This is a genomic window from Humibacillus xanthopallidus (assembly GCF_044793955.1).
GTDB lineage: Bacteria > Actinomycetota > Actinomycetes > Actinomycetales > Dermatophilaceae > Humibacillus > Humibacillus xanthopallidus_C.
Genome location: NZ_CP084995.1, coordinates 4622735 through 4646902, shown reverse-complemented (window position 1 = coordinate 4646902; position 24168 = coordinate 4622735). Strand labels below are relative to the sequence as shown.

The following is a 24168-nucleotide window of genomic DNA, read 5'->3' as shown; positions in this document are numbered from 1 at the left end:
CTGCGTCGCGGATGACGGCGACGCCGACGTAGGCGACACCCGGTGCCCTTCGATCTCCTCGCTCGAACGGAACGCCTGCTGGAAGTGGCGGGGGTCGATCGCGTCTTCGAATCAGGTCGTGGTTACAATTCCGCTGTATGCCACGCAACGCGGCAAGTCGAGACTCGTGCTCGACCACTCAGCGATGCGGGGGCGCCACGGCACGGATGTCAGCGAGGCCAAGCGGCGCCTCCGAGGAGTGGGTGTGAACTAGCCATGACCCTAGGGCGCTCTCTCAGGCGTTCGATCCGGCTCGGACCTAAGTCAATGTCCTGCGGTACTCACGAACTCAGCCCGGGAGAATGACTCATCCCCTACCAAAGTTAGGAAAGATGGCGCTGTGCTGCCGCCTGGATCCCAAGACCCCCAGACTCGGTTCATGAGCGCCGTGCGCGGAATGCTGGCACGGCCTGATTATCTGATTCCGCTAGCTGCGGCAGAGAGACAGTTTCGGGACCATTACTACGGACTCAACTCTGCGGCGCTGCTGGAGGATCTCTTCTTCGATGCCTTAGGCAACTACGTGCGGCAGGTAGACCCCGGCACCCAGTTGACGCGACCTCCCACAGGGCAGAAGGGATGGGACTACGCTTTCGATGAGTTGCAGATTTCTCACAAAGTTAGCCAGAACTTGAGCGAGATTGCGGCTCTATGGGACGCGACTAAGAGTGGCGTGGAGAGGTGGTCCTTCGATGACCCTATCGTGTATGTCCTGGGATCCAACACCCCGCCGACAAGTGTGCTGGTCGAGTTGTTGGACAGTGCCACGTTGCTCAAGTGTCGAGCGGTGGCCGATCTCGGCCGACCGTATGTCGCGAACGGCAAGACGCTCTTAGTCGTTCGTTGGCCAGGAGATGGTAGTCAGCCACATTTACTTGACATCGTTCCGACCGAAAAGGGTCAAACAGTAGAGGACGCACTTCCATTTAGTCGTGTCTGGGAACACGTTGCGGCAAACGTTGCGGCGGGCCGGGGCGCGGATGAGGTCGACGTCGTCGCAACGAGCAGAGGCTGTCCGCCCTTGCTTGTTGAGACCCTGCGAATGGATGGTCTTCCCGTGCCTATAGACCTATCTGCGACCTTCCGCGGTGGTGTCTACCTGTTCCCGCGTGAATTGCTTCAAGACCTTAGTGTAACAACGAATAATCGTGCAATATTGATACCTAAAGAGACGATCAAGGAGCTCCTGAGCGACGCGAGTATTCGGGGGCTATTCGCGCCCCTACCTTTGTGGTATTGGGTGTACGCGCAGGAGCGGCCTCCGGACATGTACTCCGCCCAGCGGGCTGAGTACGACACGCGGTTCAGTGCGCGCGGAAATATCGACCGGGCCTGAGTTGGCCTTCGGCTCAGTGGTTGAAGTGGTCCTGTCGAGGTCAGAAACCTCCCTAAGTAGGTTCGTTCCTCAAGTGGCGTCTTGGGGAGGCGTGAGCGCCGATTGATTTCGTCCTCGCCGGGCAGCCTGTCCTGCGAGTAGAGGACGATGCATGTGGCCTGGACGGTGATAGGGACGATCCGTTGCTTGAGTACGCCTTCGTCAGCCGGCGACGGTCACCGAGAGTGGTGCCCGGAGGGCGAGTTCGTGAGTTATGGCGGCTTGGGCCAACGCATCCCCGGTTGGCTTTGACGGAGCGCCGAGCACGGTGCGTACCAGTTGGCCCGGCAGATCCGGCGCGTCTCGCTCCACGTGAGTACGGAAGACGTGCCACGCGGCCCCCACGGCGACGCCGTTGCCTACCTGCTTGTACGAGGCTTGATCTCTCTGGCCCCCGAACCAGAATGTGCGAGAGAAGCCTTGAAGGCGGGCGGCTTCGTGGGGCGTCAGACGACGTCTGCGGCTGCCGATGATCGAAGTCTGGGTGATTGCCACCAAGGCCGGCAGGTAGGTCGGTGCCTTGGCGCGGATGCCCGATGGGCGGAAGTGCATGACTGTCTCCCACAGCGAGGCGGTGTCCTGCGCCTGCCACTCCAGCTTCCGCCGCGACTCGGGAAAGGTGGCAAAGGAGCGGTTGGCCTTCTTCCAAGCCTTGATGATGTCGCGGTGCTCGTCGTAGAACCGCGCGTTTTTGATCAAGAAGTCCGCCTTCCAGCGCGGCAGGGCCTCGAGTTCGATGGGGTCAAGCCCGCGCTCGGGGATCCACGCATCTGCCCACAGTGGGAAGCCCGGGAGACGTGTGCCGCGTGCCGACCTCATGCGCTGCACCAAGTCGTCCCATACGTTGATCCACTCGGTCTCGTCGGCCGTCAGCTGGTACTTGGACAGGTTGGGGATCGTGGCGTCCTCATCGAGGATCCAGTCGGCGTCCCAGTCCTGCACGTTCCATCCGGCCACCGGCGCGCGAACAACGGTGGGCGAAACGTCGACCTCCGCCATGGCCCGCTCGGGACCCACGTACGTGCCGAGAATGAACACCCGGTCTCGGACCTGGGGCGTTCCGCCCAGCGAAGGCGGCAGGAAGTGCGGTGAGAAGACCGACGGCGTCGACGACACTCGGTACCCAAGCTCGCGCAGCGTCTGGATGATGACGTCCCACTCATGCCTGTGCCGGGGGCCCGCGAGGTTGCGCACGTTCTCCAGAAGAACTACCGCGGGAGTGCGCTCCTCGAGGATCCGAGCGATGTTCCAGAACAGCGTGCCCCGCGCCTCGTCCATCCCGCGCTGGTAGCCGGACTTCGAGAAGGGCTGGCACGGAAAGCCCGCCGCGAGGACGTCGTGGGGCGGCACCTCGACGGGCCCGTCGTCCGGGGTCGCGAGGGTGATGTCGGTGTTGATGATCGGCTGGTGCGCCTCAGGTAGCGGGTCCACCCAGTTTCGGATGTACGTCTGGCGAGCTTCCCGGTCAATCTCGGAGACGTAGACGCACCGACCGCCGGCGTGATCGAGCATGGCGTGAAAGCCGCCGATGCCAGCGAACAGATCCACGTAGGTAAACGGTGCGAGTCCCTTTGGCATACAGGGAAGCTTAGCTGAGATTTCAGCTGGGTCAAGCTTCCGCGCAGGCTGGGCGGACGCGTTCGTCGAGGGGCCCATCATGGCAAGTCGTACCTCCGCTGGTGCGCATCCTGGAGGCCGACCCGATGCGCCTGTAGGTGGTTGGTTGATGCTGTCGGGTAGCCCACCACAAGCCACTGACAGGGGTGCGACGCAGCGACAGTCAGGCAAGGATGAGTCTGGCGACTGCTGTTGCGTCGTCTTGAACGCTGCACTCCCACACCCGGACCACGTGCCAGCCATGCCCTTCAGCGAGTTCGGTTGACCGCTTGTCGCGCTCGGCGTTCCGGCGCATCTTGTCCTCCCACCGGGCAGCGTTCGGTCCGGTCCAGGGCCGCTTGCGTCCGTGCTCGGGGCAGCCGTGCCAGAAGCACCCGTCCACGAAGACAGCGATGCGGCGGCGGGGGAGAACGAAGTCTGGCGTGCATCCCCTGGCAATGCGGGGATGGAGACGGAAGCGTCCCCCACTTGCGTGCACCGCCTTGCGCAGGGCCACTTCCGGCGCGGTGCTCTCTCGCTTCCGGCCGGCGAGGTGAGATCCAGCGCGGGTGCTGACCCACTTCTCAACCACCGGGCGAGCCTACGTCGATGCGGCGCGGGAGGCCATCTCGTATCTGATCCCTGCACCCAGGCACCCTGACTCCTTCATGGCTCGCGAGCAGAATGCACACGCTTGAAGGAGCGACCTCGCTCCCCATGGGCTGGTCGCGCTTAGCGGCGAGGTAGGTTCAGCGACATGAGTGATGAGTGTCGACATGGGATGAACCCCGAGTGGTGCTCGACGTGTCGAGGTGTCGACGAGAGCGCATTTGACGGCGCGCGCGGAACCGGCCTGCAAGGCGGCGAGGCCAAGCAAGATCAGTTGGATCGGCTCTGTCGGCAGTTGGGCATCCCGACCGTCCCCGTCGGAGTAGGAAGCAGCGTGCCGTCGCACGTCTTTGAGATCGCCGCTCGCCAGTGCGGTGTGCCGCTTGGATCCATGCCGGAGATCGGGGAGGCGCTTGCCCGCAAGGCCGGTCTCCGTTGGACTGCTAACTGTGACAGCCGCGGCACGGTGAGTGGCGGCGGTTCCACCGTCACCCGGGAGGGGCTTGACGTGATCAACAGGGCTGTGGCTGCGCTGCGTCTTCGCAAATAGATCAAGGGCCCGGCTTCGTTGCGAGTCGGCTCAAAGCGCTTCGCTTCTCTGATCGGTCCCCTCCGGAGGAGAGAAGCAATGGGATTCAGCACTACGTATATCGGCCGTACCGACATCGAGCCATGACTCAACACGGTGGAGGCCGAGTGGTTGACGGCCTACGCCATGGTCGACCGGCGCCACTTCACCGACCCCTACGAGGTGCCGATGAACCCGCGGGCGTTAGTCGTCGAGCAGGAGCGGCAACGCAACGAGGCGCGAATGGTCCGTGGGGCGCGTCCGCGCAAGCGTGGGCGCCGGCCTGACGTGCGTGACCCCTTCACGACGCTCACACCCGGGGACGGCAGTCCCTACCCACATCTCGACTGGACGCCGTGCACCGACGGCTGCTGTCTCCAGTGGGACTCTCGCACCGAGAAGTCACGCATGGCAGAGGCCTGGCTGCAGTACCTCATCGACCGCTTCCTGCGGCCCGGAGCGATCGCACGGACAAGCGACAAGCCCGACTTCGACCCCTTCACCTTCGACCACGTCGTCAATGGTCTCCTCGCCGCGACGCGCGACGACACGCGCGAGCTCTGGCTGATCAGGGCGGTCGACAACGAGATCACCACCGAGCAGTTGGTCGCACCCGACGTGATGCCGTGGGATAGCGGCTCCCTGGGCTTGGGGTGACTCACCAGATCGGAGCGTCCTGCCTGGCCACAATGGGGCATGGCGCTCGCGCTCTGCCTCCTGTTCGACTCGCGCACCGACCGGCTCGTGCGTGAGCTGTGGGAGCGGCTCGAGGCGCGCGGCATACGGACGTTGCTATCGCACACCCACGGGCGCCACCACCCACACCTCTCGTATGCCGTTCTGCGGGAGTGGGATCCCGAAGCCGTCCGCGCCGCTGTGGCGCGGTTGCCGACCCCCGGTGCCATCGACATCCCGGTGCAGGGCTCGCTCGTCTTCCCGCGGGGGAGAGTGTCACTCGCGTGCTCGGTTAGCTCAGACCTCGCCACTCGCCAGGAGCGGGCCGTCTTGGCGCTGAGGTCGACACGGGCCGACCTGCACTGGCACTACGCCACGGGTCGCTGGGTGCCGCACGTGTCGGTCGCGACCGGCGCGAGCGCCGACCAGCTATCGGTGATCACGGCTGCTGTGTCCGACGTGCTGCCGCTGACCCTCAACGCTGACCGAGCGGCCCTCATCGACAGTGGCACCAGCGAACTTTGGCCGCTCGACGGAGTCCCGTAACCGGACTCAGCCGCACCACCGCGCGGCCATAACCTCTACGCGACGGCGATGTCGACGAGGAGCTCGGCGGCGAGGCGCTCGAGGTCTGCGCGCAGGGCAGCCGTGTCGGAGCCCGCCGGCACGTCGACGACGACGTGAGCCTCGAAGAGCAGGCCGCCGGCCATCGGCGCTTCGCGGGTGCCGGTCGTCATCGTCTCGATGGAGAGGTCGTGCTTGCTGAGGACGGTGGAGACGTCGCGGACGATGCCTGGGTGGTCGTTGCCGAGCAGGTCGATGGTCAGCTGGTCGGTGCCAGCAGCCGCAGCGCCGGCTCCAGCCGCAGCCGGCTCCGCACCGGGGTGAGCCGACACCTCGAGGAGGCCGTCGAGAGTGCTCAGCGAGATGGTGAACTCCTCGGCGCGGGCCTCCGGCACACTGACGACGACGATGCCGGCGAACTTGCCCGCCAGTTCGGTGAGCTGGCTCTCCTCCCAGTTGCCGTCGTGCTCGGTGACGACGTCTGCGAGGGCGCGGACGAGGCCGGAGCGGTCGTCGCCGATGACGGTGAGCACGAGTCTGGGCACGTGCCGATCCTAACGACCGCCGGCCCACCCCGACGCGGCAAGCTTGAAGCCGGCCACCCCGACGATCACGACCCCGACGCCCCCAGCACCTCCCAGAAGTGGTCGCGCAGCAGGTAGCGCAGGTGCTCGTCCACGTCATAGACGCCGATCCGGGCAGACAGGTCGAGCAGAAGCGCCCGGTCGAGGTCGCTCGGGATGTAGGGCTTCTCGGAGCGCAGCCTGCGACGGTCCTCGGCGCTCGCGGTCACGGACCAGGCGGAGATCACCCCACGGCATACCTCGTCGATGAGCCCCAGCTCGGCTGAGGTCGTGGACGCCGACTGACGCGAGCCCACCCCGTCGCTCGTGCTCGACCAGATCGGCCGGCTCGTCCCCGAGCCAGCACGCACGCCGCCACCGGGCTCGCCGGCCCGCGCTGTCGGGCGAGGCCCCGCCAGCACCGCCGGCGTCGGCCGCGCCGGCGCAACTTCAACATCCGTGCCAGCAGCCGGCGGACGCGGCCCCGGCAACGGCACCACGACCCCAGCCGCCGCCCCAGCACCCGACGCAGCCGGAGCCTCCTCCGGCTGGAGCTGGCGCACGTGCACGGTGTCGTCGACGACCGCCCCGTCGATGACGATGAGGTCGTCGGACTCGCGGATGAGGTGCTTCGAGACAGCGTGCGGCTTGCCCGACCGGTCGGGCACGGCCATGAGCACGACCTGGACGCCGTGGTTCTGCGCCTCCTCGACGGCCTCGCACAGGTCGTCGTCGCCAGAGACGAGATAGATGACGTCGACGACCCTGTTGCGCCCGTGCGCCGCGAGGTCGAGCCCGATCCGCAGGTCGACACCCTTCTGCTCGCCTTGCGGCGAGATGCGTCCCAGCCGCAGCTTCACCCGCGGCAGCATCCCGATCGCCTCCTGCGAGGCGTCCGGTGCACCCCCGCTCCGACGGCCCGAGTCATACCAGTGGACCCGGAGCAGCGGCATACCGCTGGCCTCCTCGGCTGCGGCGATGAGCCGCGCCACGAGGTCGGGGTAGGACACGACGATGCCGCTGCGCAGCGACGTGCCCGTCACGCGCGTGGCCGACGCGGCGAGCAGGTAGCCGACGTCGACGTAGAGCGCGCAGTGAGACCTCATGCTCGGCAGGCTCTCACGGCTGGCGCCGCGCCGCCCGGGCCCGGCCGCGAAGGGCAGCCCAGCCCCTGACCAGATCATGCCGATTCTTCGCATTCTCGCGACGTGTTACCACACCCGGTGCTAGGAATGGGGAATTGCGCGGTACGTCGTCCGTGAGCTGCGACACCCACAGGGGGATTGCGGCGGCGACAGGCCGTGACCGGAGGTCGCAATGTCGCGTGTCAGTGCCCTGCTCTCCCGCATCGCCGCCGCGTGCGCGTTGCTCCTCGTCGCCGCGCTCCTGGCGCCCGTCGGCCCGGCCACCGCCGCACCGCAGGCCGGCGAGCTCTCCTACGCGTGCGCGCTCAAGAGCAACGGCCTGCTCCGCGCGGTCTCCTCGCTGAGCGAGTGCAACAAGAACGAGACGAAGGTGACCGTCAAGCCGGGCCCCACCACGTTCTGCGTGCAGGCCTTCGGATCGGCCCGCCTCGCGAAGGGGAGCAGCTGCCCCAATGGCTTCACCGCCAAGGTGGTCCCGCCGACCGCGGGCACTCTCTACTTCTGCGCCAGCAGCGGCTCGGGCCGCCTGCGCTACGTCACCGGCCCCGGCCTCTGCTTCTACGACGAGGTGCAGGTCGAGGTCACTCCCAACGACGCCGCGCCGAGCGTGACCTCCACGAGTCCCGCCGACGGTGCCACCCGCGTCGCGACGAACGTCAGTCCCAGCGTGACCTTCAGCGAGCCCGTCAACGCGACCGCCGGCTCCTTCGCCCTCGCGTGTGACGCGACGCCGATCCCCTTTGCCATCAGTGGATCCGGCGGCTCCACGGTCACGCTCGACCCCACCGGCGCGCTCCCGCAGGGGGCCACGTGCACCATCACCGTGTATGCCGTCGGGATCAGTGACGTCGACACGCTCGACCCGCCCGACAACCTCGCGGCCAACCGCACCTTCTCGTTCACGACCGACGCGGCGCCCGCCCTGGTCTCGTCGACGCCCGTCGATGACGCCGTCGGCGTCGCGAGCTCGACCAACATCGTGCTGACCTTCAGCGAGCCGGTGAACGTCGCCTCCGGCGCCTTCACGCTCGCCTGCGGCGGCCCCAACCTGCCGTATGCCGTCACCGGCTCGGGCACGTCGACCCTGACGGTCAACCCCGACGCCGACCTCCCGCAGACCGCGACCTGCTCGCTGACCGCCGCGGCCGCCGACATCACCGACGTCGACGCGGGCGACCCGCCGGACGCACTGACCGCCGCCATCGACATCACCTTCACGACCGTCGATGCCGCCCCGACACTCGTCTCGATCTCGCCGGCGGACGGGGCGACGAATGTCGCGACCGACGCGAACATCGTCATGACGTTCTCCGAGCCGGTCAGCGTGCCGAGCGCCGCGACCTTCTCCCTCGAGTGCCCGGCCGCCGGGCTGCCCCAAGGCTTCACCGTCCTCGGCCTCAGCGGGACGACACTGACGATCGACCCAGCGAGCCCGCTGCCCGAGGGGGAGACCTGCCGCTTCACCGGCGACGCCTCGACCATCACCGACAACGACACGGTCGACCCTCCGGACACTCTCACGGCCAACATCGACGTGAGCTTCACCGTCGACAGCCCTCCGGCAGTCGCCTCGACCAGCCCGGCTGACAACGCGACCGGCGTGCCTGCCGACCAGGTGCTCACCGTCACCTTCAGCGAGCCCGTCACCGTCAGCCAGAGCTCCTTCACCCTGACCTGCGACGGCAACCCGGTGGCGTTCACCATCGGCGGCACGGCCACTGCCGTCACCCTGACCCCGACGAGCGACCTGCCCGGCACGGCCGCGTGCATCCTCGCGGTCGTTGCCGCGCAGGTGTCCGACGTCGACGCGGGCGACCCGCCCGACACGATGACGGCCGACGTCACGGTCGACTTCACCACCGTCGACACCGCCCCGACCGTCGTCTCGACGACGCCGGTCAACGGCGCGACCGACGTGGCCAGCGGCGCCACGATCACCGTCACCTTCAGCGAGCCGGTGACCGCGGACGCCGGCGCCTTCACCCTCGAGTGCCCGGCCGGCACGACGACGGCCTTCGCGCTCAGCGGGTCCGGCACGGTCTGGACGCTCACTCCCGACGCCAAGCTGCCCGCCGCCGTGCTGTGCACCCTCACGGTGACCGGTAGCAAGATCCACGACGTCGACACCGTCGACCCGCCCGACGAGATGGTCGCGGACTACACGGCGCAGTTCACCGTGGCCGCCAACAGTGCCCCGACCGACCTCGCGCTCTCGGCCAACACAGTCCCCGAGAACCAGCCGTCCGGCACGGCCGTCGGCACCTTCTCGAGCACCGACCCCGACGTCGGCGACACCTTCACCTACAGCCTGGCCGCCGGCCCGGGTGACACCGACAACGGGTCGTTTGCCATCGTCGGCGACGAGCTGCGCACCGCCGCGACCTTCGACTTCGAGGCGAAGGCGTCCTACTCGATCAACGTGCGCACGACCGACTCGGCCGGCAACGTCTTCGAGAAGTCCTTCACCATCACGGTGACCGACGTCAACGAGGCGCCGACCGACATCACGCTCAGCAACTCCTCCGTCGCTGAGAACGAGCCCACGGGCACGGTCGTCGGCACCCTCGGCGCCTCCGACCCCGACTCAGGCCAGACCCACGCCTTCACCGTCGTCACGGCCGGCTGCGGCAACACGTATCCCGACGGGAGCAGCTTCTCGGTCAACGCCGGGTCGCTCGTCACCGCGGCGTCGCTCGACTACGAGGCGAAGTCCTCCTACACCGTGTGCGTGCGGGTCACCGACAGCGGCACCCCCGGCCTCACCTTCGACGAGCTCTTCACGATCACCGTGACCAACGTCAACGAGGCCCCGGTCGTCGGCGGCGACAGCTACTCCGGCGCCATCGGCAACACCCTGGCGCTTCGCGGCGTGACCGCGACCGGCCCGAGCACGGCCCTCACCGGCGCCCTGCCGCTCGCCAACGACACCGACCCCGAGGGCGACACCCTCTCCGTCGTCGCCGGCACGCTCGCGACGACCGGTGGCGGCAGCGTGACGATCAACGCCGACGGCACCTTCAGCTACCTCCCCGGCGTCGGCGACGTCAGCCAGACCGACACCGTCACCTACACCGTCACCGACGGCCAGTTGAGCTCCACCGGCACCCTCAGCCTCGCCATCGGTGCCGACCGCGTCTGGTGGGTCAACGCCGCCGCCGCGCCTGGCGGCGACGGCCGCTCGACCACTCCGCTGGCCACCCTGCTGACGCTCAACGGCGCCGGTGGCGCGGGCGACGTCGACGGTCCGAGCGACTACCTCTTCGTCTACGCCGCTCCCGGGTCGTATGCCGGTGGGCTGGCTCTCGAGGCCAATCAGCGGCTCTACGGCCAACGCTTCGGCCTGACGATCGGTGGCACGGTGCTCGTGCCCGCGGGCGCGACGGCCCCGACCATCACCAACGCCTCGGGCAACGGCGTCACCCTGGCCGGCGGGGTCGACGTGCAGGGCGTCACGGTGTCGGGCGCCTCGGCGGACGGCATCCACGGCGACAACATCACGACCGCGACGATCGGCAGCACCGTCACGGTGAGCGGCAACGCCCAGGATGGCATCGACCTCACGGGAGCCGCCACCGGCTCCATCGGGGTCGCCGCGACGATCTCCGGCAACACGGCACGGTCGGTCAACGTCAGCAACCGCTCCGGCGGCACGACGTCCTTCACCGGTCCGATCACCGGAGCCGGCATCATCCTCGCCTCCAACACCGGAGCAACGGTCACCTTCAGCGCGGCCCTGACCATCTCGTCCGGCACGGCCAGCGCCTTCAGCGCCACCGGCGGGGGCACGGTCACCGCCTCCGACACGACCTCGACGCTGACCAGCACGACCGGCTCGACGCTCGTCGTCGACAGCACGTCGATCGGCGCGACCGGCCTGAAGTTCCGGTCGGTCAGCGCGAACGGCGCGCCCAACGGCATCCGCCTCAACGCCACCGGCAGCGCCGGCGGGCTGACGGTGCTCGGTGGCGGCAACACGAGCGTCGGCGGCAACGCCAGCGGCGGCACGATCCAGGGCACCACCGGCCCCGGCGTCTCGCTGACGAGCACCAGCGGTGTCAGCCTCAACAACCTCACGGTCAGCAACACCCCGACTGCGTCGGGCATCAAGGGCACCGCCGTCAACGGCTTCTCCTTCACCTACGGCACCGTCACCGGCAGCGGCTCGGCCGCTGGTGGGGCGAGCGGCACGACCGCCTCCAACATCGCCTTCGACGGCATCGGCGACGGCGTCTCCAACGTGAGCGGCGCTGTGACCGTGAGCAACTCGGCCCTGACGAGCGGCTACCTCCACGGTCTGACGATCTACAACAACGCCGGCACCATCTCCAACCTCACGCTCACCGGCAACACGATCACGAGCGCGGCCACCGCGGCCGGCTCCATCGGCAACGCGGTGCTCGTCCAGTCCTTCGGCTCGGCGTCGGTGGCACCGACGATCACGACGGGGTCGATCTCGAGCAACACCATCACCGGCTTTCCCAACGGCAGCGGCATCCGCGTCACGGGTGGCAACATCACCTCGCTCGCGGCCCCGATCTCGCAGATCGGCACGTCGGCCAACCACTTCGTCATCAACGGCAACCTCGTGCGCGGCTTCAGCGCGGCCGTGCCGATGTCGATCGAAGCGATCCTCGTGCTCGCCTCCGGCCGCGGCACGAGCTACATCGACGTCACCAACAACGGCACGCCCGCCAACCCGGTCGGTTTCACCATCGGTGACGGCATCTCGGTCAACGCGACCTGGCAGCACAACCTCACGTCGGCCATCACCGGCAACGTCATCGCACCGGGCACCACCGGAGTCGTCAACAACCGGGGCATCACCGGTGGCGCAGCGGCGACGAGCATCCCGGGCGGCACCGGCGACTCGGCCGTGCTCAACGCCACGATCAGCAACAACACGGTGAGCCAGACCAAGGGCAACGGCATCTACTTCATCGCCAACCAGAGCAGCACGCTGCGAGCGAAGGTGCAGGGCAACACCGTCGCGGCGCCGACGTCGATCGGCGCGGGCATCCGCATCGACTCCGGCACGAGCAACTCGACGGGCGTCAACACGACCGTCTGCGCCAACATCAGCGGCAACACGACGGCAGGCCTCGCGCCCAACCCGGGCATCTCGCTGCGCAAGGAGGACAACACCCCCAACGTCAACACGTTCGGGATCCACGGCATCAGCCCCTCGCCGACGACGCTCCCTGCCCAGACGACGGACTACGTGGCGAGCCAGAACCCGGCCAGCGCCGGCGGCGTGCTGCTCGTCTCCGCCCCGATCGGCTTCACGTCCTGCAGCCTTCCGTGACGACCACCCGTCCCCGCACCCCGGCTCGTCCTACCGACCGGCTCGCACCACCCCACCCTCAGCTCGCAACCCCCGCACGACCCTCACCTCCCTCGGAGCACCAAGGAGCACGTCATGGCTGAACCGTTCCTCGCAGAGATCCGGCTGATGAGCTTCCAGTTCGCCCCCAAGGGGTGGGCTGCGTGCAACGGGCAGCTGCTGCCGATCAACCAGAACCAGGCGCTCTTCGCGCTGCTCGGCACGACCTACGGCGGCGACGGGCGGGTCACCTTCGCCCTGCCCGACCTCCGGGGCCGCGTGCCCCTCCACCGGGGCGGCTCGCAACAGCTCGGCCAGGTCGGAGGGGAGCAGGCGCACACCCTCACGGTGGCCGAGACGCCCAGCCACACGCATACCGTCAACGGCACGACGACGCAGGCGACGACCCCGTCGCCCGGCACGGGCGTGACGTTGGCCACGAGCGCCGGCGCGGCGGCCTACCAGGTGCCCGAGGGCCTGGTCGCGATGAGCGACGCCTCCCTCTCCCCGGTCGGCGGCAGCCAGGCGCACAACAACATGCAGCCCTACACGACGGTGGGCTTCTGCATCGCGCTGCAGGGCATCTTCCCCTCGCAGAACTGACCGACCCACCGCCCCAACCACCACAGACCACCACAGACCACGCACGACCCTAAGAAGGAGGCGACATGGCACAGCCGTATGTCGGCGAGATCCGAATGTTTGCAGGCAACTTCGCGCCCGCTGGCTGGGAGTTCTGCTCCGGGCAGCTCCTGCCGATCTCCGAGAACGAGACGCTCTTCCAGCTCATCGGCACGACCTACGGCGGCGACGGCGAGTCGACCTTCGCGCTGCCCGACCTGCGGGGCCGAGCGCCGCTGCACCAGGGCGGGGGCTTCATCCTCGCCGAGATGGGTGGCACCGAGACGGTCACCGTCACGACCACCCAGATGCCCGTGCACACGCACCGGGTCAACGGCAGTGCGGCCGGCGCCGCGGGCACGGCGCTCGCGGGCAACGTGCCCGGCACGATGGCCGGCGTCACGACCTTCGCCTACGGCAGCGACCAGCCGACGACGACCTTCGCCCCCAGCATCATCGGGCCGAGCTCGGGGGGCAGCCAGCCCCACGACAACATGCAGCCCTACCTCTGCGTCAACTTCATCATCTCGCTCTTCGGCATCTTCCCTTCACCCACCTGAGGAGTGACCATGGCTGACCCCTTCGTCGCCGAGATCCGCATCTTCGGCTTCAACTTCGCCCCGAAGGGCTGGGCGTTCTGCGACGGCCAGATCCTCCCGATCTCGCAGAACACCGCGCTCTTCTCGCTGCTCGGCACGACCTACGGAGGTGACGGCAAGTCCACCTTCGCGCTGCCCAACCTCCAGGCCAGCGTGCCGGTGCACCCCGGCCAGGGCCCCGGCCTGTCGCTGCGCGACCTCGGCGAGGTCGGCGGCTCCGAGACGGTGACCCTCCTTCAGAGCGAGGTGCCCCCGCACACCCACGCCTTCAACGCGTCGGCCTCGGAGGCGGGCTCGACCTCTCCCGGCGGCGAGCTCTTCGCTGTCGGAGCGGGGGTCGCGGAGTATGCCCCACCGGGCGCGTCCGCGACGCTGGCTGCGCAGATGGTCGCACCCTCTGGTGGCGACCAGCCGCACAACAACATGCAGCCCTCGCTCACCCTGAGCTTCTGCATCGCCCTGCAAGGTGTCTACCCCCCGCGTCCCTGAGGGCCGTATGCCGTCCGTCCCCGAAGCGTTGTCGTCGTCGGTCACGCTGCGCAGCGTCACCGACGACGACCGCGAGTTCCTCTGTGCCGTCTATCGATCCACGCGCGAGGCGGAGCTCGCGATGGTGTCGTGGGACGAGTCGGCCAAGGCTGCCTTCGTCGCGCAGCAGTTCGACGCGCAGGGCCGCTTCTGGGCCGAGCAGCGGCCCGACGCGGTGCGTGACGTCGTGCTCGTCGACGGGGTGCCGGCAGGGCGGCTCTACGTCGACCGCACTGCCGACGAGATCCGGGTCGTCGACATCACGTTGCTCCCCGAGCACCGCGGTGCCGGCGTGGGGGAGTCGCTGCTGACGACGATCCTCGACGTGGCCGACCAGGACGGCCTGCCCGTGACGATCCACGTGGAGCGGCACAACCCGGCCCTGCACCTCTACGGCCGCCTCGGCTTCGAGGTGGTCGACGACCTCGGGGTCTATCTCTTCCTGCGTCGACCGAGCAGTCAGGCGAAGACGGCCTCGTAGCGCTGCCGGCCGTCCCCACCCGGCGCGACCGGCACGAGGAAGAGCTCGAGGTCGCCGAGCGCGTCGTGCTGCAGACGCAGGATGCTCTGTCGCAGAGGCGGATTCGGCCCCCCGACGAAGGTGAGCGTGAACTGCTCACGCGTCGGTCCGCCCGCCCCACGGCATACGTCGATGAGGGTGAGGGTGACATCGTCACCCGCAGGCGACTGCACGGCGAAGGCCGAATCGACGTGCGGGGCGAAGTCGTCGGCCGTGACGGTCCCGAGGTCGAGCGTCACAGCCGGTTCACCACGGCCGTCCAGGTGGTGCCGCCATGCCCGGGGACGAGGTGCAGCGGCGTCGCCGCGAAGCCGGGCCGGCTGAGGCCGTAGGTGCCCTCGGGCGACGCGGTGGTTGAGGTGAAGCGCAACGCGTATCGCCGGTCGGAACCGGGTGAGCCGGACAAGTCCTCGACCGCAGCGAGGCGAGCCGACCACGTCGACGTGGCCGACCTCGCGGTGAAGGAGCTGCCGACGAGACCGGCCCAGCGCGACCGGGCGAGCGGGTCGACCGGGGCCTTCGCCGCGACTGCCGTGCCCGTCGGCAGGGCCACTGCGACCGCGGCCGCGGGCACGCTCTGCAGCACCCGTCGACGACTGATGAGGACCATGTCCACCCGCCTCTCACTTCCCCCCGTCGCCGGCACCCTCCGGCACCCTCGCATCATCCCGTGGACACCTCGCGGCGTCAGGCGAACGCCGTCGGGAGCTGGGCACTCGACGGGGGACAGATGTCGTCAACAGGGCACTCGACACCTATCGGGCGCCGGCAAGTGGGCACAGACGGGACAGGGAGCGGTCAGGCTCCGAGGGGTGCCTTGCGGCCGCGGGTGAAGTAGGTGATCGGCCCGACGATGTTGATCGCGATGATGGCGGCCCACTTGCCCTTGCTGCCGTTGACCTGGTCGGCCGGTCGCCTGATTAGGTCGATGTAGGCGGCGCCCGCCAGGGCCACCTCGACCGTGCCGAGCGCGATCATGGCCTTGCGCTGGCCGCTCGTCAGGTCGGCCCACTTCTTCTTCGCCATCGTCTCCACCTCTCTCACGGGCCGAGTCGGCCCTCGCCTTCTGGACTAGCACGCGGGCGCCCGTCCCGGCGACCGGGTGTGAGCGACGAGACGCCCCGAGGCGCCGCCGACCCCGCCGCGCGGTGTCACGCTGGAAGGGTCAGGGGCATCGTCAGGGAGTCATCATGAAACGCGCCTTCGCCATCCTTGCAGCAGTGACCGTGCCGCTCGCCCTGGGGCCGCTCGTCGCGGCACCGGCCGGGGCCGCACAGCCCCGGATCTATCACACGATCAGCAGCACCCTCGGCTCCGCCACCATCGACGTGACGCAGGGCTGCGAGCGCTCCGAGGTCTTCGTCTCGTCGAGCACCGCGATGTATGCCGCCCAGCCGGGTCCCGTCGGAAAGCAGGGGCTCACGGGTGTCTTCGTTCGCGTCACCGATGTCTGCGAGGAGTCGCCCGCGCTGGCCGTGACAGCGGCAGCGGGGGGCGGTGGCACCGTGCTCTTCGAGGCGGACGCGCAGAACCGGGCACCGCTCGTCGTCGACCCGCGCCTCACCCGGGCCTCGGTGACGACCGACCTGCCGGGCACCGACGGCAACGGCGACCCCGTCACCGTGCACCTCGTCGCGACGTGGACCGGCACCGGCCCCCTCGAGCACACGACAGAGAGCACGCACACCCGCTTCGACGACGGCAACGTCAACGCGACCGACAACAACCTGAGGCGGGTCGCCACGGCGGCGGTGTCGGTGCGCGTCGAGGGTCGGAGCATCGCCGGTGAGGACACCGAGGCGGTGCTCGAGCAGACGAAGTCGCGCTGCATCGAGGTGCCCCGACCGGGGGTGGAGGAGTTCTATCCCTGCTTCGGCTTCCCCGGCTGAGTCGAGCGCCCGGCGAGGTGTGGCCACTCGACGTCGGCTGGGCGACCAGGTTTGGCCACTCGACCGGACTGGGCGGCCAGGTTTGGCCACTCGACCGGGCTGGGCGGCCAGGTGTGGCCACTCGACCGGGGCGGACGGCATACGGGCTCGGCGTGGTGCGGTCAGTCCGACGACGCCTCGGGGTGTCGGCGGAGGTAGGACGCGTCGTCGTTGACGTAGGCGTAGTAGAGGCCGATGAGCACCCCGCCGCCGATGAAGTTGCCGACGAGGGCGATCGCGACGTTGCCGGCCGCGAGCCCGACGTCGATGCCCTCCTGGAGGCCGACGATCGTGAAGAGCACCGTGTTGGCCACCGAGTGCTCGAAGCCCATGAAGGCGAAGATCGCGACGGCGACGATCATGACGAGGCTCTTGGTCAGGTCGTCGCGGATGAGGCCGTTGTAGACGAGCAGCACGGCGATGTTGATCATGAAGTTGCAGAGCACGGCTCGCACGAAGAGGTCGCCCCACGCGGCCGGGCCGGCGGAGACGTAGGCGAGCTTGGTGTCGACGGCGTGCTGCATGAGGGGCATCGCCGAGTCGGTGACCGTGCTCACCCAGAAGGGGAGCGCGACGAAGAGGCCGCCGATGGCGTTGCCGAGGTAGCAGAGGCCGAGCAGCCGCAGCGCCCGCTGCCACGACGTGCGCCGGTGGTAGCCGCCGATCGAGACGATCATCATGTTGGACGTGAGCAGCTCGGACTTCGAGTAGTGGATGAAGACGAGGGCCCAGCCGAAGGTCAGGGCGCCGGCGATGCGGCCGAGCGGCGCGAGCGTCGAGCCGCCCACCTCGACGGCCTCGAAGGCGGCGACGACGGCATAGCTCGTGGCGTAGAAGAGGCCGATGAGGATGCCGGCCATCGCGGCCCGCTGGAGGTAGCGGCGGGTCATCGCGCCCGACATCTCGACCTTGGCGTCGAGCGCCCCGAGCACCGTGCCGATGAAGTGCTTGCCCGGGAAGAGCGGATTGGCCGGCGAGGTCATGCGCTCACTCTGGCACCGGTCAGCGGAGGATGTCGCGCAGCGCGTCGAGCAGGAGGTCGACCTCAGCCTCGCCGACGACGAGCGGGGGGGCGAGCCGCACCGTGGAGCCGTGGGTGTCCTTGACGAGCACGCCGCGCTCGAGCAGCCGGTGCGACGCCTCGCGGCCCGTCATGAGGGCAGGGTCGATGTCGATGCCCGCCCAGAGGCCCCGGCAGCGCACCGCGTCGATGCCGTGGCCGACGAGCTCCTCGAGGCCGGCCGCGAGGTGGGCACCCATCTGCCGGGCTCGCTGCTGGTAGTCGCCGGTGGCGAGCAGGTCGACGACGGCGTGCCCGACGGCCGCGGCGAGCGGGTTGCCCCCGAAGGTCGACCCGTGGCTGCCGGGGGTGAAGACGCCGAGCACGTCGCGGTCGGCGACGACCGCCGACACCGGCACGATGCCGCCGCCGAGCGCCTTGCCGAGGATGTAGACGTCGGGCACGACCCCCTCGAGGTCGCAGGCGAACGTCGAGCCGGTGCGGCCGAGCCCCGACTGGATCTCGTCGGCGAGCAGCAGCACGTTGGCGCGGCGGGTCAGGTCTCGCACCCCGCGGAGCCAGCCGTCGGGCGGCAGGATGACGCCGCCCTCGCCCTGGATCGGCTCGAGCAGCACGGCCACCGTGTCGTCGGTGATCGCGGCCTCGAGCGCGCCGAGGTCGCCGAAGGGCACGGTGTCGAAGCCCGGTGTGTAGGGGCCGTAGTGATCGCGCGCGATCGGGTCGTCGGAGAGGCTGATGATCGTCGTCGTGCGGCCGTGGAAGTTGCCGGCCATGACGATGATGCGCGCCCGGCCGTCGGGCACGCCCTTGACCTCGTAGCCCCAGCGACGGGCGGTCTTGATCGCCGTCTCGACGGCCTCGGCGCCGGTGTTCATCGGCAGCACGAGCTCCTTGCCGGCGAGTGTCGCGAGGTCGCGGCAGAAGGGGCCGAGCCGGTCGCTGTGGAAGGCACGACTCGTCAGGGTCAGGCGATCGAGCTGGGCGCGGGCGGCGGCGACGAGCGCCGGGTGCAGGTGGCCGAAGTTCAGGGCGGAGTAGCCGGCGAGCGCGTCGAGGTAGCGCCGACCCTCGACGTCGGTGACCCAGGCGCCCTCGGCGTGCGAGATGACGACGGGCAGGGGGTGGTAGTTGCTCGCCAGCCAGGTCTCCGCGAGGGAGATGTGCTCGTGGGTGGGGGTGCCGGGGGCTGGGCTGCGCCGCGCGCGCGCCCCGGGTCGTGCGGCCGTGTCGCTCACTCCTCGATCGTCGCACCGCGGTGGTGGGGCGGCGGGCGAATGTGAGGTGATCCGCCTCTCGGGCCGGCTCCGGTGGTGGTCGCCGGTGGCAGACTGGCAGTGGCGGGTCTCGCAGCCAGGACTACCCCGCGATGGGTGTGTCGGTCACGTCGGTGACCTGAGCCGTGGAGATCCACATGAGCACCCAACCCTCCCCAGCCACGCGCGTCGTCATCCTCGGGGCGGCCGGCCGTGACTTCCACGACTTCAACGTCGTGTTCCGTGACGACCCGACGCACGAGGTCGTCGCCTTCACCGCAACCCAGATCCCTGACATCGACGGTCGGCGCTACCCGCACGAGCTCGCGGGCCGCCTTTATCCGCAAGGCATCCCAATCGTGGACGAGTCGGAGCTGACCGACCTCATCACCCGTGAGCAGATCGACGTGGTGGTCTTCGCCTACTCCGACGTGCGGCACGAGCAGGTCATGCACCTCGCGTCGGCGTGCATCGCCGCCGGAGCCGACTTCCGCCTGCACAGCGCTCGCCGCACGATGCTGCGCAGCACGCGACCAGTCATCGCCGTGACCGCGGTGCGCACGGGCGTGGGCAAGAGCCAAACCGTCCGCTACCTCTCCCAGCTGCTGCGCGCCCAGGGCCTGCGCGTCGTCGCGGTCCGCCACCCGATGCCCTACGGCGACCTCGCCGCCCAGGCGTGCCAGCGCTTCGCGACCCATGCCGACCTCGACCGCCACGACTGCACCATCGAGGAGCGCGAGGAATACGAGCCGCACATCGACAACGGGGTCGTCGTCTATGCCGGGGTCGACTACGAGCGCATCCTGCGCGAGGCCGAGCAGGAGGCCGACGTCGTGCTGTGGGACGGCGGCAACAACGACCTGCCCTTCTACGCGCCCGACCTGCACATCGTGCTCGCCGACCCGCTGCGCCCGGGCGACGAGGCGGCCTACCACCCCGGCGAGGCCAACGTCCGCATGGCCGATGTCGTCGTCGTCGCCAAGTGCGACTCGGCGCGCACGGTCGACGTCGAGGCGGTCGAGGCGTCGGTGCGAGCGCTCAACCCCCTCGCAACCGTGCTCCGCGCCGAGAGCCCTGTCACGGTTGACGACCCGGCCGCCGTGCACGGTCGCCAGGTGATCGTCGTCGAGGACGGCCCGACCCTCACGCACGGGTCGATGACCTACGGAGCCGGCGTCGTCGGGGCCCGCTCGGCCGGTGCGGCCCACATCGTCGACCCGGTGCCGTATGCCGTGGGGTCGATCGCCGCGACCTACGCGAAGTACCCCAACGCGCGGGGCATCCTGCCCGCGATGGGCTACGGCGCCGAGCAGGTGGCCGACCTCGAGGCGACGATCCGCCGTGCGGTCGATGCGGGAGTCTGTGACGCCGTGGTAGCCGGCACGCCGATCGACCTGACCCGGGTGCTGTCGGTGCCCGTGCCACTCGTGCGAGCACGCTACGAGCTGCGCGAGGTCGTCCCCGGCGGTCTGGCTGCGGCCGTGCGCGCGACCCTCACCGTGGCGCTGGCCGTCGCCCAGGACGGGTCGCGGGTGGCGAGCCTGTCATGAGCGCCCCGCTGGGTCAGCAGAGCCCGGCGCTCGCGCCGCGGTCGTCGAGGCCCACCCGCGCGACCCGGCGCGCGGGCTACGTCGCGGCCGTCGTCGTCAACGCCGCCATGCTCTATCTGGCCAACCGCTGGCCCGGCTGGGAGGCCGTGCCCTTCCTGACCGAGGCGACCGTGCTCGTCATCGGTCTCGTCAACGCCTCCCTCGTCGTCGGTGTCATCGCCAACCTCGTCTACCTCGTCGCGGACCCACCGCGCCTCCGGTCGCTCGGAGACCTCGTGACGACGAGCGTCGGACTCGCGGCGATCGTGCGGATCTGGCAGGTCTTCCCCTTCGACGTGACCGGCACGCCGTGGGAGGCCGTGCTGAGAGTGCTGCTCGCGCTCGCAGCCTTCGGCAGCGGCGTCGGCATCATCGTGGCGCTCGTTGGGCTCGTGCGAGGACGCCGGGCCGGCGTGTGAGACCTGCCACGAAACGCCTTGTCGGTCAAAAGGGCTGGCGATCAGGCGTAGCGTGGAAGCACCGGGGAAGTCCAGGACGCCCACCAAGCCGTTGGCGTCGCCCCGGCGCACCACGACACGGCCGTCCAGGCCGAGACAGGTCGCTGGAGCATGACGTATGCCAGCACCCCACCACCGCCCGCTGAGGCACATCCGGCTCGCCGCCACCTCGCCGCGCTCATCATCGGATGCCTCCTGATCCTGCCGGGACTCGGCCTGCTCCTCGGAGGAGCAGGCGTCGCCGGCACCTACGCCTTCGGCCGTGACGACTCCGGCTTCCTGTCGATGACGGTGCCGACGCTGCGCACCCCGACGGCCGCCATCACCGTCGAGGACATCGTCGTCGAGGCCGCACCCGACGTGCCCGCGTGGGTGCTCGACCGGCTCGACCTCGACCTGCGTGTGACCGCGCGGTCGATGACCCCCGGCGCCGAGCTCTTCATCGGCGTGGCCCCGGCAGACGCCCTCACGGCCTACCTCGACGGGGTCGCGCACGACCAGGTCATCGGTATCAGCGAGCCCCGATCCGGGGTGTCGCGTGCCGCGGTGCTGCGCCGCACGCCCGGTGAGGCGACGGTCGCAGCCCCGACGACCGAGACCTTCTGGGCCACCTCGGCCACCGGCACCGGCGAGCAGCAGCTGACCTGGGCCGTCACGGGTGGCTCGTGGGCCGCCGTGCTCATGAACGCCGACGGCAGCCCCGGCGTCGACGTGTCGTCCACGATCGGCGTGCGCGCGGGATTCCTCCTGCCGCTCGCCCTGCTCCTCATGGGACTCGGGCTCATCCTCACGGGCATCGCCGTCGCGCTCATCATCCGAGGCGCGAGCGGTGAGCAAACCCGGGGGCCGCAGCCACCTTCGGCGGCCGTGTCGACCATGCCCACCGTGCCTCCGGACGGGAGCGCCGTCGGCGCCGTGGGTGCGGGCACCGCTCCGAGTGAGGCCTGGCAGCCCCACGCGCGCGCCGTCAGTCCCGTGGCGCTCAACGCCCGCATCGACGAGCCGCTCTCGCGCTGGCTCTGGCTGGTCAAGTGGTTCCTCGCGATCCCGCACTTCATCGTGCTGGGCTTCCTCTGGATCGCCTTCTTCGTTGTGTCGGTGGTCGCCTTCTTCGCGATCCTCTTCACGGGGACCTATCCGCGCGGCCTCTTCGACTTCAACCTCGGCGTGCTGCGCTGGTCGTGGCGCGTGTCCTACTACTGCTCCAACGGCGGCATCGGCACCGACCGCTACCCGCCGTTCAGCCTCGAGGTCGAGCCCGACTACCCGGCGCGTCTCGACATCGCCTACCCGGAGCACCTGTCGCGCGGGCTCGTGCTCATCAAGTGGTGGCTGCTGGCCATCCCGCACTACCTCATCGTCGGACTGCTCGTCGGCGGTGGCGGGTGGGCCTGGGACTTCTCGCAGGGCGAGGGCTCCCAGGTGCAGTCCTACGGCTGGAGCGTGCTGGGCCTGCTCGTGCTCGTGGCGGGGCTCTCGCTGCTCTTCTCCGGGCGCTACCCCCGGGCGCTCTTCGACCTCGTCATCGGGCTCAACCGGTGGGTCTATCGCGTCGTCGCGTATGCCACCCTGATGACCGACGTCTACCCGCCGTTCCAGCTCGACGAGGGAGGCGCAGAGGTGCCGCTGCCGCCGCCCGGGCCGCCGGTGCCACCGGTGTCGCCGGACTTGGCGGAGCCACCACAGGTCACCGACACGAGGACAGACTCCCTCACCTGATCCGCCCCACCGTCGAGTGGGCACTTTCCACCCGGTTCCCGCGGTGGGAAGTGCCCACTCGACGTGGTGGTGACCTCGAGTGGGCACTTTCCACCCGGTTCCCGCGGTGGGAAGTGCCCACTCGACGTGGTGGTGACCTCGAGTGGGCGTTTTCCACCCGGTTCCCGCGGTGGGAAGTGCCCACTCGACGTGGTGGTGACCTCGAGTGGGCGTTTTCCACCCGGTTCCCGCGGTGGAAGCTGCCCACTCGACGTGGGGGTGGGGCCGGATCAGGGGTGGGGCGTGCCGCCTCGACGGCCGGTGACGACGAGGGCGAGGCCTGCGAGCACGACGAGCGGGCCGATGATCGCCCACAGGGTCACTCCCGACATGACGCTGCCGCCGACAACGCCGAGACCCTGCAGCGTCCAGAGGGCCCCGACGAGCACGAGAAGGATGCCGAGGCCGGTGCGCAGCGGCCCGCTCACGCCGAGGCCTGCGCCGTCTCGAGGTGGGCGTCGAGCCACTCGAGGATCTCGACCTCGACCTCGTCGCGGTTGGTCTCGTTGAGGATCTCGTGCCGCGCGTCCGGCCAGAGGGTCACGGTCACGTCGCACACCCCGAGCCGCTTGAACTGGTCGGCCACCTGCTGCACGCCCTTGCCGTTGCCGCCGACCGGGTCCTTGTCGCCGGAGGTGAGGTGGATCGGCAGGTCACGGGGCACGAGGTTGACGGTGTGGTCGTCGTTGACCTGTGCCAGCCCCCGGAGCAGGTCGGCGAATCCGCCTGCGCTGAAGACGAATCCGCAGTCGGGGTCGTTGATGTATTTGTCCACCTCGGCGGGATCCCTTGAGAGCCAGTCGAAGTCGGTGCGGTTGGGCTTGAAGGCAGCGTTGTACTGCCCGAAGCTCAGCTTGTTCATCAGCCCGCTCGTGTGGGTGTGACCACGGAGCCTGGCCTGCGTCGAGGCGACGAAGACGCCCATCTTGCCGAGCGCCCCCGCACCACCGGCCGTGCCCGAGAGCACGAGGCCGGCGAGCTCGGAGCCGTACTGCGCGGCATACCCCCTCGAGATGAAGGAGCCCATGCTGTGGCCGAGGAGGAAGACGGGCACGCCCTGCTGCTCGTGGCGGGCGTGGGCGGTCACGGAGTGGAGGTCGTCGATGACGGTCTGCCAGCCGTCGTGGTTGGCGAAGGAGCCGCGCGGGCTCGACGTCTTGCCGTGCCCGCGATGGTCCGACGCGTAGACGGCATACCCGTGGTCGGTGAGTCGCTGCGCGAATCGGGCGTAGCGCAAGGAGTGCTCGGCGAGCCCGTGCGCGATCTGCACGATGGCCTTCACTTCCCCGTCGGGCAGCCAACGGTTGACGTGCACCGAGGTGCCGTCGGGGGTGCTCAGCGTGAAGGTGCTGCTCTGCATGATCGTCCTCGATCTCGGAGTGCCGTTTGCCGCACTGTATGCCGTGCGGCTGGCTCTCGTGCAGGCGCTGCCGTATGCC

General features: G+C 69.3%; 23 protein-coding genes. 12 read left to right on the top strand and 11 right to left on the bottom strand.

Annotation, left to right across the window (positions count from 1 at the left end; genetic code table 11):
• Window positions 1-418: 418 nt before the first annotated feature.
• On the top strand, window positions 419-1375 hold the full coding sequence (locus tag LG278_RS20770; RefSeq protein ID WP_404389644.1) for a hypothetical protein: 957 nt from the start codon (window positions 419-421) through the stop codon (window positions 1373-1375).
• 201 nt (window positions 1376-1576) lie between these two features.
• Here the strand turns inward: LG278_RS20770 and LG278_RS20765 are convergent, their stop codons facing one another.
• Together LG278_RS20765 and LG278_RS20760 are read right to left on the bottom strand one after the other, a co-directional pair.
• Window positions 1577-2962 (bottom strand): DNA cytosine methyltransferase, encoded by a 1386-nt coding sequence (locus tag LG278_RS20765; protein ID WP_404389642.1) that lies wholly within the window; start codon window positions 2960-2962, stop codon window positions 1577-1579.
• A gap of 232 nt (window positions 2963-3194) precedes the next feature.
• Complete coding sequence (locus tag LG278_RS20760; protein ID WP_404393734.1) at window positions 3195-3509, bottom strand: very short patch repair endonuclease; 315 nt, start codon at window positions 3507-3509, stop codon at window positions 3195-3197.
• A gap of 810 nt (window positions 3510-4319) precedes the next feature.
• Between LG278_RS20760 and LG278_RS20755 the strand changes: the two genes are divergently transcribed.
• Together LG278_RS20755 and LG278_RS20750 are read left to right on the top strand one after the other, a co-directional pair.
• A complete protein-coding gene (locus LG278_RS20755) occupies window positions 4320-4844 on the top strand; it encodes a hypothetical protein (protein WP_404389640.1) in 525 nt (174 codons plus the stop codon).
• Between the two features lie 39 nt (window positions 4845-4883).
• Window positions 4884-5408: a 2'-5' RNA ligase family protein gene (locus LG278_RS20750; protein WP_404389638.1), complete on the top strand. Its 525-nt coding sequence runs from the start codon at window positions 4884-4886 to the stop codon at window positions 5406-5408.
• A 35-nt stretch (window positions 5409-5443) separates the two neighbouring features.
• Here the strand turns inward: LG278_RS20750 and LG278_RS20745 are convergent, their stop codons facing one another.
• A complete protein-coding gene (locus tag LG278_RS20745; protein WP_404389636.1) occupies window positions 5444-5971 on the bottom strand; it encodes a glycine cleavage system protein R in 528 nt (175 codons plus the stop codon).
• Between the two features lie 65 nt (window positions 5972-6036).
• The gene (locus LG278_RS20740) at window positions 6037-7095 is read right to left on the bottom strand and encodes an NYN domain-containing protein (RefSeq protein WP_404389634.1); all 1059 of its coding nucleotides are present in this window, start codon (window positions 7093-7095) and stop codon (window positions 6037-6039) included.
• Window positions 7096-7306: 211 nt separating this feature from the next.
• Between LG278_RS20740 and LG278_RS20735 the strand changes: the two genes are divergently transcribed.
• From LG278_RS20735 to LG278_RS20715, 5 genes are all read left to right on the top strand, one after another.
• A complete protein-coding gene (locus LG278_RS20735; protein ID WP_404389632.1) occupies window positions 7307-12436 on the top strand; it encodes a beta strand repeat-containing protein in 5130 nt (1709 codons plus the stop codon).
• A gap of 114 nt (window positions 12437-12550) precedes the next feature.
• Entirely contained in the window at window positions 12551-13057 is a 507-nt protein-coding gene (locus LG278_RS20730; protein WP_404389630.1) for a phage tail protein, read from the top strand.
• Between the two features lie 65 nt (window positions 13058-13122).
• Window positions 13123-13635 carry a phage tail protein gene (locus LG278_RS20725; protein WP_404389628.1) on the top strand — a complete coding sequence of 171 codons (513 nt, stop codon included), beginning with the start codon at window positions 13123-13125 and terminating at the stop codon, window positions 13633-13635.
• Window positions 13636-13644: 9 nt separating this feature from the next.
• Window positions 13645-14163 carry a phage tail protein gene (locus tag LG278_RS20720; protein WP_404389626.1) on the top strand — a complete coding sequence of 173 codons (519 nt, stop codon included), beginning with the start codon at window positions 13645-13647 and terminating at the stop codon, window positions 14161-14163.
• A gap of 7 nt (window positions 14164-14170) precedes the next feature.
• Entirely contained in the window at window positions 14171-14683 is a 513-nt protein-coding gene (locus LG278_RS20715; protein ID WP_404389624.1) for a GNAT family N-acetyltransferase, read from the top strand.
• Here LG278_RS20715 and LG278_RS20710 read toward each other — a convergent pair.
• The 3 genes from LG278_RS20710 to LG278_RS20700 form a co-directional block, all read right to left on the bottom strand.
• Window positions 14662-14961 (bottom strand): DUF6916 family protein, encoded by a 300-nt coding sequence (locus LG278_RS20710; protein ID WP_404389622.1) that lies wholly within the window; start codon window positions 14959-14961, stop codon window positions 14662-14664. The genes LG278_RS20715 and LG278_RS20710 overlap by 22 nt on opposite strands.
• The gene (locus LG278_RS20705) at window positions 14958-15332 is read right to left on the bottom strand and encodes a DUF6916 family protein (RefSeq protein ID WP_404389620.1); all 375 of its coding nucleotides are present in this window, start codon (window positions 15330-15332) and stop codon (window positions 14958-14960) included. Before LG278_RS20705 ends, LG278_RS20710 begins: the two co-directional genes overlap by 4 nt.
• 188 nt (window positions 15333-15520) lie before the next feature.
• Window positions 15521-15748 (bottom strand): hypothetical protein, encoded by a 228-nt coding sequence (locus tag LG278_RS20700; protein WP_404389618.1) that lies wholly within the window; start codon window positions 15746-15748, stop codon window positions 15521-15523.
• A gap of 164 nt (window positions 15749-15912) precedes the next feature.
• Here LG278_RS20700 and LG278_RS20695 point away from each other — a divergent pair, with 164 nt between their 5' ends.
• Entirely contained in the window at window positions 15913-16611 is a 699-nt protein-coding gene (locus tag LG278_RS20695; RefSeq protein WP_404389616.1) for a hypothetical protein, read from the top strand.
• A gap of 161 nt (window positions 16612-16772) precedes the next feature.
• On the opposite strand, the gene LG278_RS20690 is transcribed toward LG278_RS20695, so the two are convergent.
• Together LG278_RS20690 and rocD are read right to left on the bottom strand one after the other, a co-directional pair.
• Window positions 16773-17633, bottom strand: coding sequence for a formate/nitrite transporter family protein (locus tag LG278_RS20690; protein WP_404389614.1), 861 nt, complete (start codon window positions 17631-17633; stop codon window positions 16773-16775).
• A 19-nt stretch (window positions 17634-17652) separates the two neighbouring features.
• Complete coding sequence (rocD, locus tag LG278_RS20685; RefSeq protein WP_404389613.1) at window positions 17653-18906, bottom strand: ornithine--oxo-acid transaminase; 1254 nt, start codon at window positions 18904-18906, stop codon at window positions 17653-17655.
• A gap of 176 nt (window positions 18907-19082) precedes the next feature.
• Here rocD and LG278_RS20680 point away from each other — a divergent pair, with 176 nt between their 5' ends.
• The 3 genes from LG278_RS20680 to LG278_RS20670 all read left to right on the top strand — a co-directional run bounded on the left by LG278_RS20680 (window position 19083) and on the right by LG278_RS20670 (window position 22690).
• The gene (locus LG278_RS20680; protein WP_404389611.1) at window positions 19083-20474 is read left to right on the top strand and encodes a cyclic 2,3-diphosphoglycerate synthase; all 1392 of its coding nucleotides are present in this window, start codon (window positions 19083-19085) and stop codon (window positions 20472-20474) included.
• Window positions 20471-20932 carry a hypothetical protein gene (locus LG278_RS20675; protein ID WP_404389609.1) on the top strand — a complete coding sequence of 154 codons (462 nt, stop codon included), beginning with the start codon at window positions 20471-20473 and terminating at the stop codon, window positions 20930-20932. The genes LG278_RS20680 and LG278_RS20675 overlap by 4 nt, the downstream gene beginning before the upstream one ends.
• A 150-nt stretch (window positions 20933-21082) precedes the next feature.
• Window positions 21083-22690, top strand: coding sequence for a DUF4389 domain-containing protein (locus LG278_RS20670; protein WP_404389607.1), 1608 nt, complete (start codon window positions 21083-21085; stop codon window positions 22688-22690).
• Between the two features lie 269 nt (window positions 22691-22959).
• Here LG278_RS20670 and LG278_RS20665 read toward each other — a convergent pair whose 3' ends face one another.
• Complete coding sequence (locus LG278_RS20665) at window positions 22960-23157, bottom strand: hypothetical protein (protein ID WP_404389605.1); 198 nt, start codon at window positions 23155-23157, stop codon at window positions 22960-22962.
• On the bottom strand, window positions 23154-24089 hold the full coding sequence (locus LG278_RS20660; RefSeq protein WP_404389603.1) for a lysophospholipase: 936 nt from the start codon (window positions 24087-24089) through the stop codon (window positions 23154-23156). Before LG278_RS20660 ends, LG278_RS20665 begins: the two co-directional genes overlap by 4 nt.
• Window positions 24090-24168: the final 79 nt, after the last annotated feature.

Excerpts from the sequence above, each read along its gene's own strand:
- LG278_RS20660 (WP_404389603.1), bottom strand. The coding sequence starts at position 24,089 with ATGCAGAGCAGCACCTTCACGCTGAGCACCCCCGACGGCACCTCGGTG.
- LG278_RS20770 (WP_404389644.1), top strand. The coding sequence starts at position 419 with ATGAGCGCCGTGCGCGGAATGCTGGCACGGCCTGATTATCTGATTCCG.
- LG278_RS20750 (WP_404389638.1), top strand. The coding sequence starts at position 4,884 with ATGGCGCTCGCGCTCTGCCTCCTGTTCGACTCGCGCACCGACCGGCTC.
- LG278_RS20670 (WP_404389607.1), top strand. The coding sequence starts at position 21,083 with ATGACGTATGCCAGCACCCCACCACCGCCCGCTGAGGCACATCCGGCT.
- LG278_RS20740 (WP_404389634.1), bottom strand. The coding sequence starts at position 7,095 with ATGAGGTCTCACTGCGCGCTCTACGTCGACGTCGGCTACCTGCTCGCC.
- LG278_RS20690 (WP_404389614.1), bottom strand. The coding sequence starts at position 17,633 with ATGACCTCGCCGGCCAATCCGCTCTTCCCGGGCAAGCACTTCATCGGC.
- LG278_RS20695 (WP_404389616.1), top strand. The coding sequence starts at position 15,913 with ATGAAACGCGCCTTCGCCATCCTTGCAGCAGTGACCGTGCCGCTCGCC.
- LG278_RS20715 (WP_404389624.1), top strand. The coding sequence starts at position 14,171 with ATGCCGTCCGTCCCCGAAGCGTTGTCGTCGTCGGTCACGCTGCGCAGC.
- LG278_RS20705 (WP_404389620.1), bottom strand. The coding sequence starts at position 15,332 with ATGGTCCTCATCAGTCGTCGACGGGTGCTGCAGAGCGTGCCCGCGGCC.
- LG278_RS20675 (WP_404389609.1), top strand. The coding sequence starts at position 20,471 with ATGAGCGCCCCGCTGGGTCAGCAGAGCCCGGCGCTCGCGCCGCGGTCG.
- LG278_RS20730 (WP_404389630.1), top strand. The coding sequence starts at position 12,551 with ATGGCTGAACCGTTCCTCGCAGAGATCCGGCTGATGAGCTTCCAGTTC.
- LG278_RS20725 (WP_404389628.1), top strand. The coding sequence starts at position 13,123 with ATGGCACAGCCGTATGTCGGCGAGATCCGAATGTTTGCAGGCAACTTC.
- LG278_RS20700 (WP_404389618.1), bottom strand. The coding sequence starts at position 15,748 with ATGGCGAAGAAGAAGTGGGCCGACCTGACGAGCGGCCAGCGCAAGGCC.
- LG278_RS20735 (WP_404389632.1), top strand. The coding sequence starts at position 7,307 with ATGTCGCGTGTCAGTGCCCTGCTCTCCCGCATCGCCGCCGCGTGCGCG.
- LG278_RS20680 (WP_404389611.1), top strand. The coding sequence starts at position 19,083 with ATGAGCACCCAACCCTCCCCAGCCACGCGCGTCGTCATCCTCGGGGCG.
- LG278_RS20720 (WP_404389626.1), top strand. The coding sequence starts at position 13,645 with ATGGCTGACCCCTTCGTCGCCGAGATCCGCATCTTCGGCTTCAACTTC.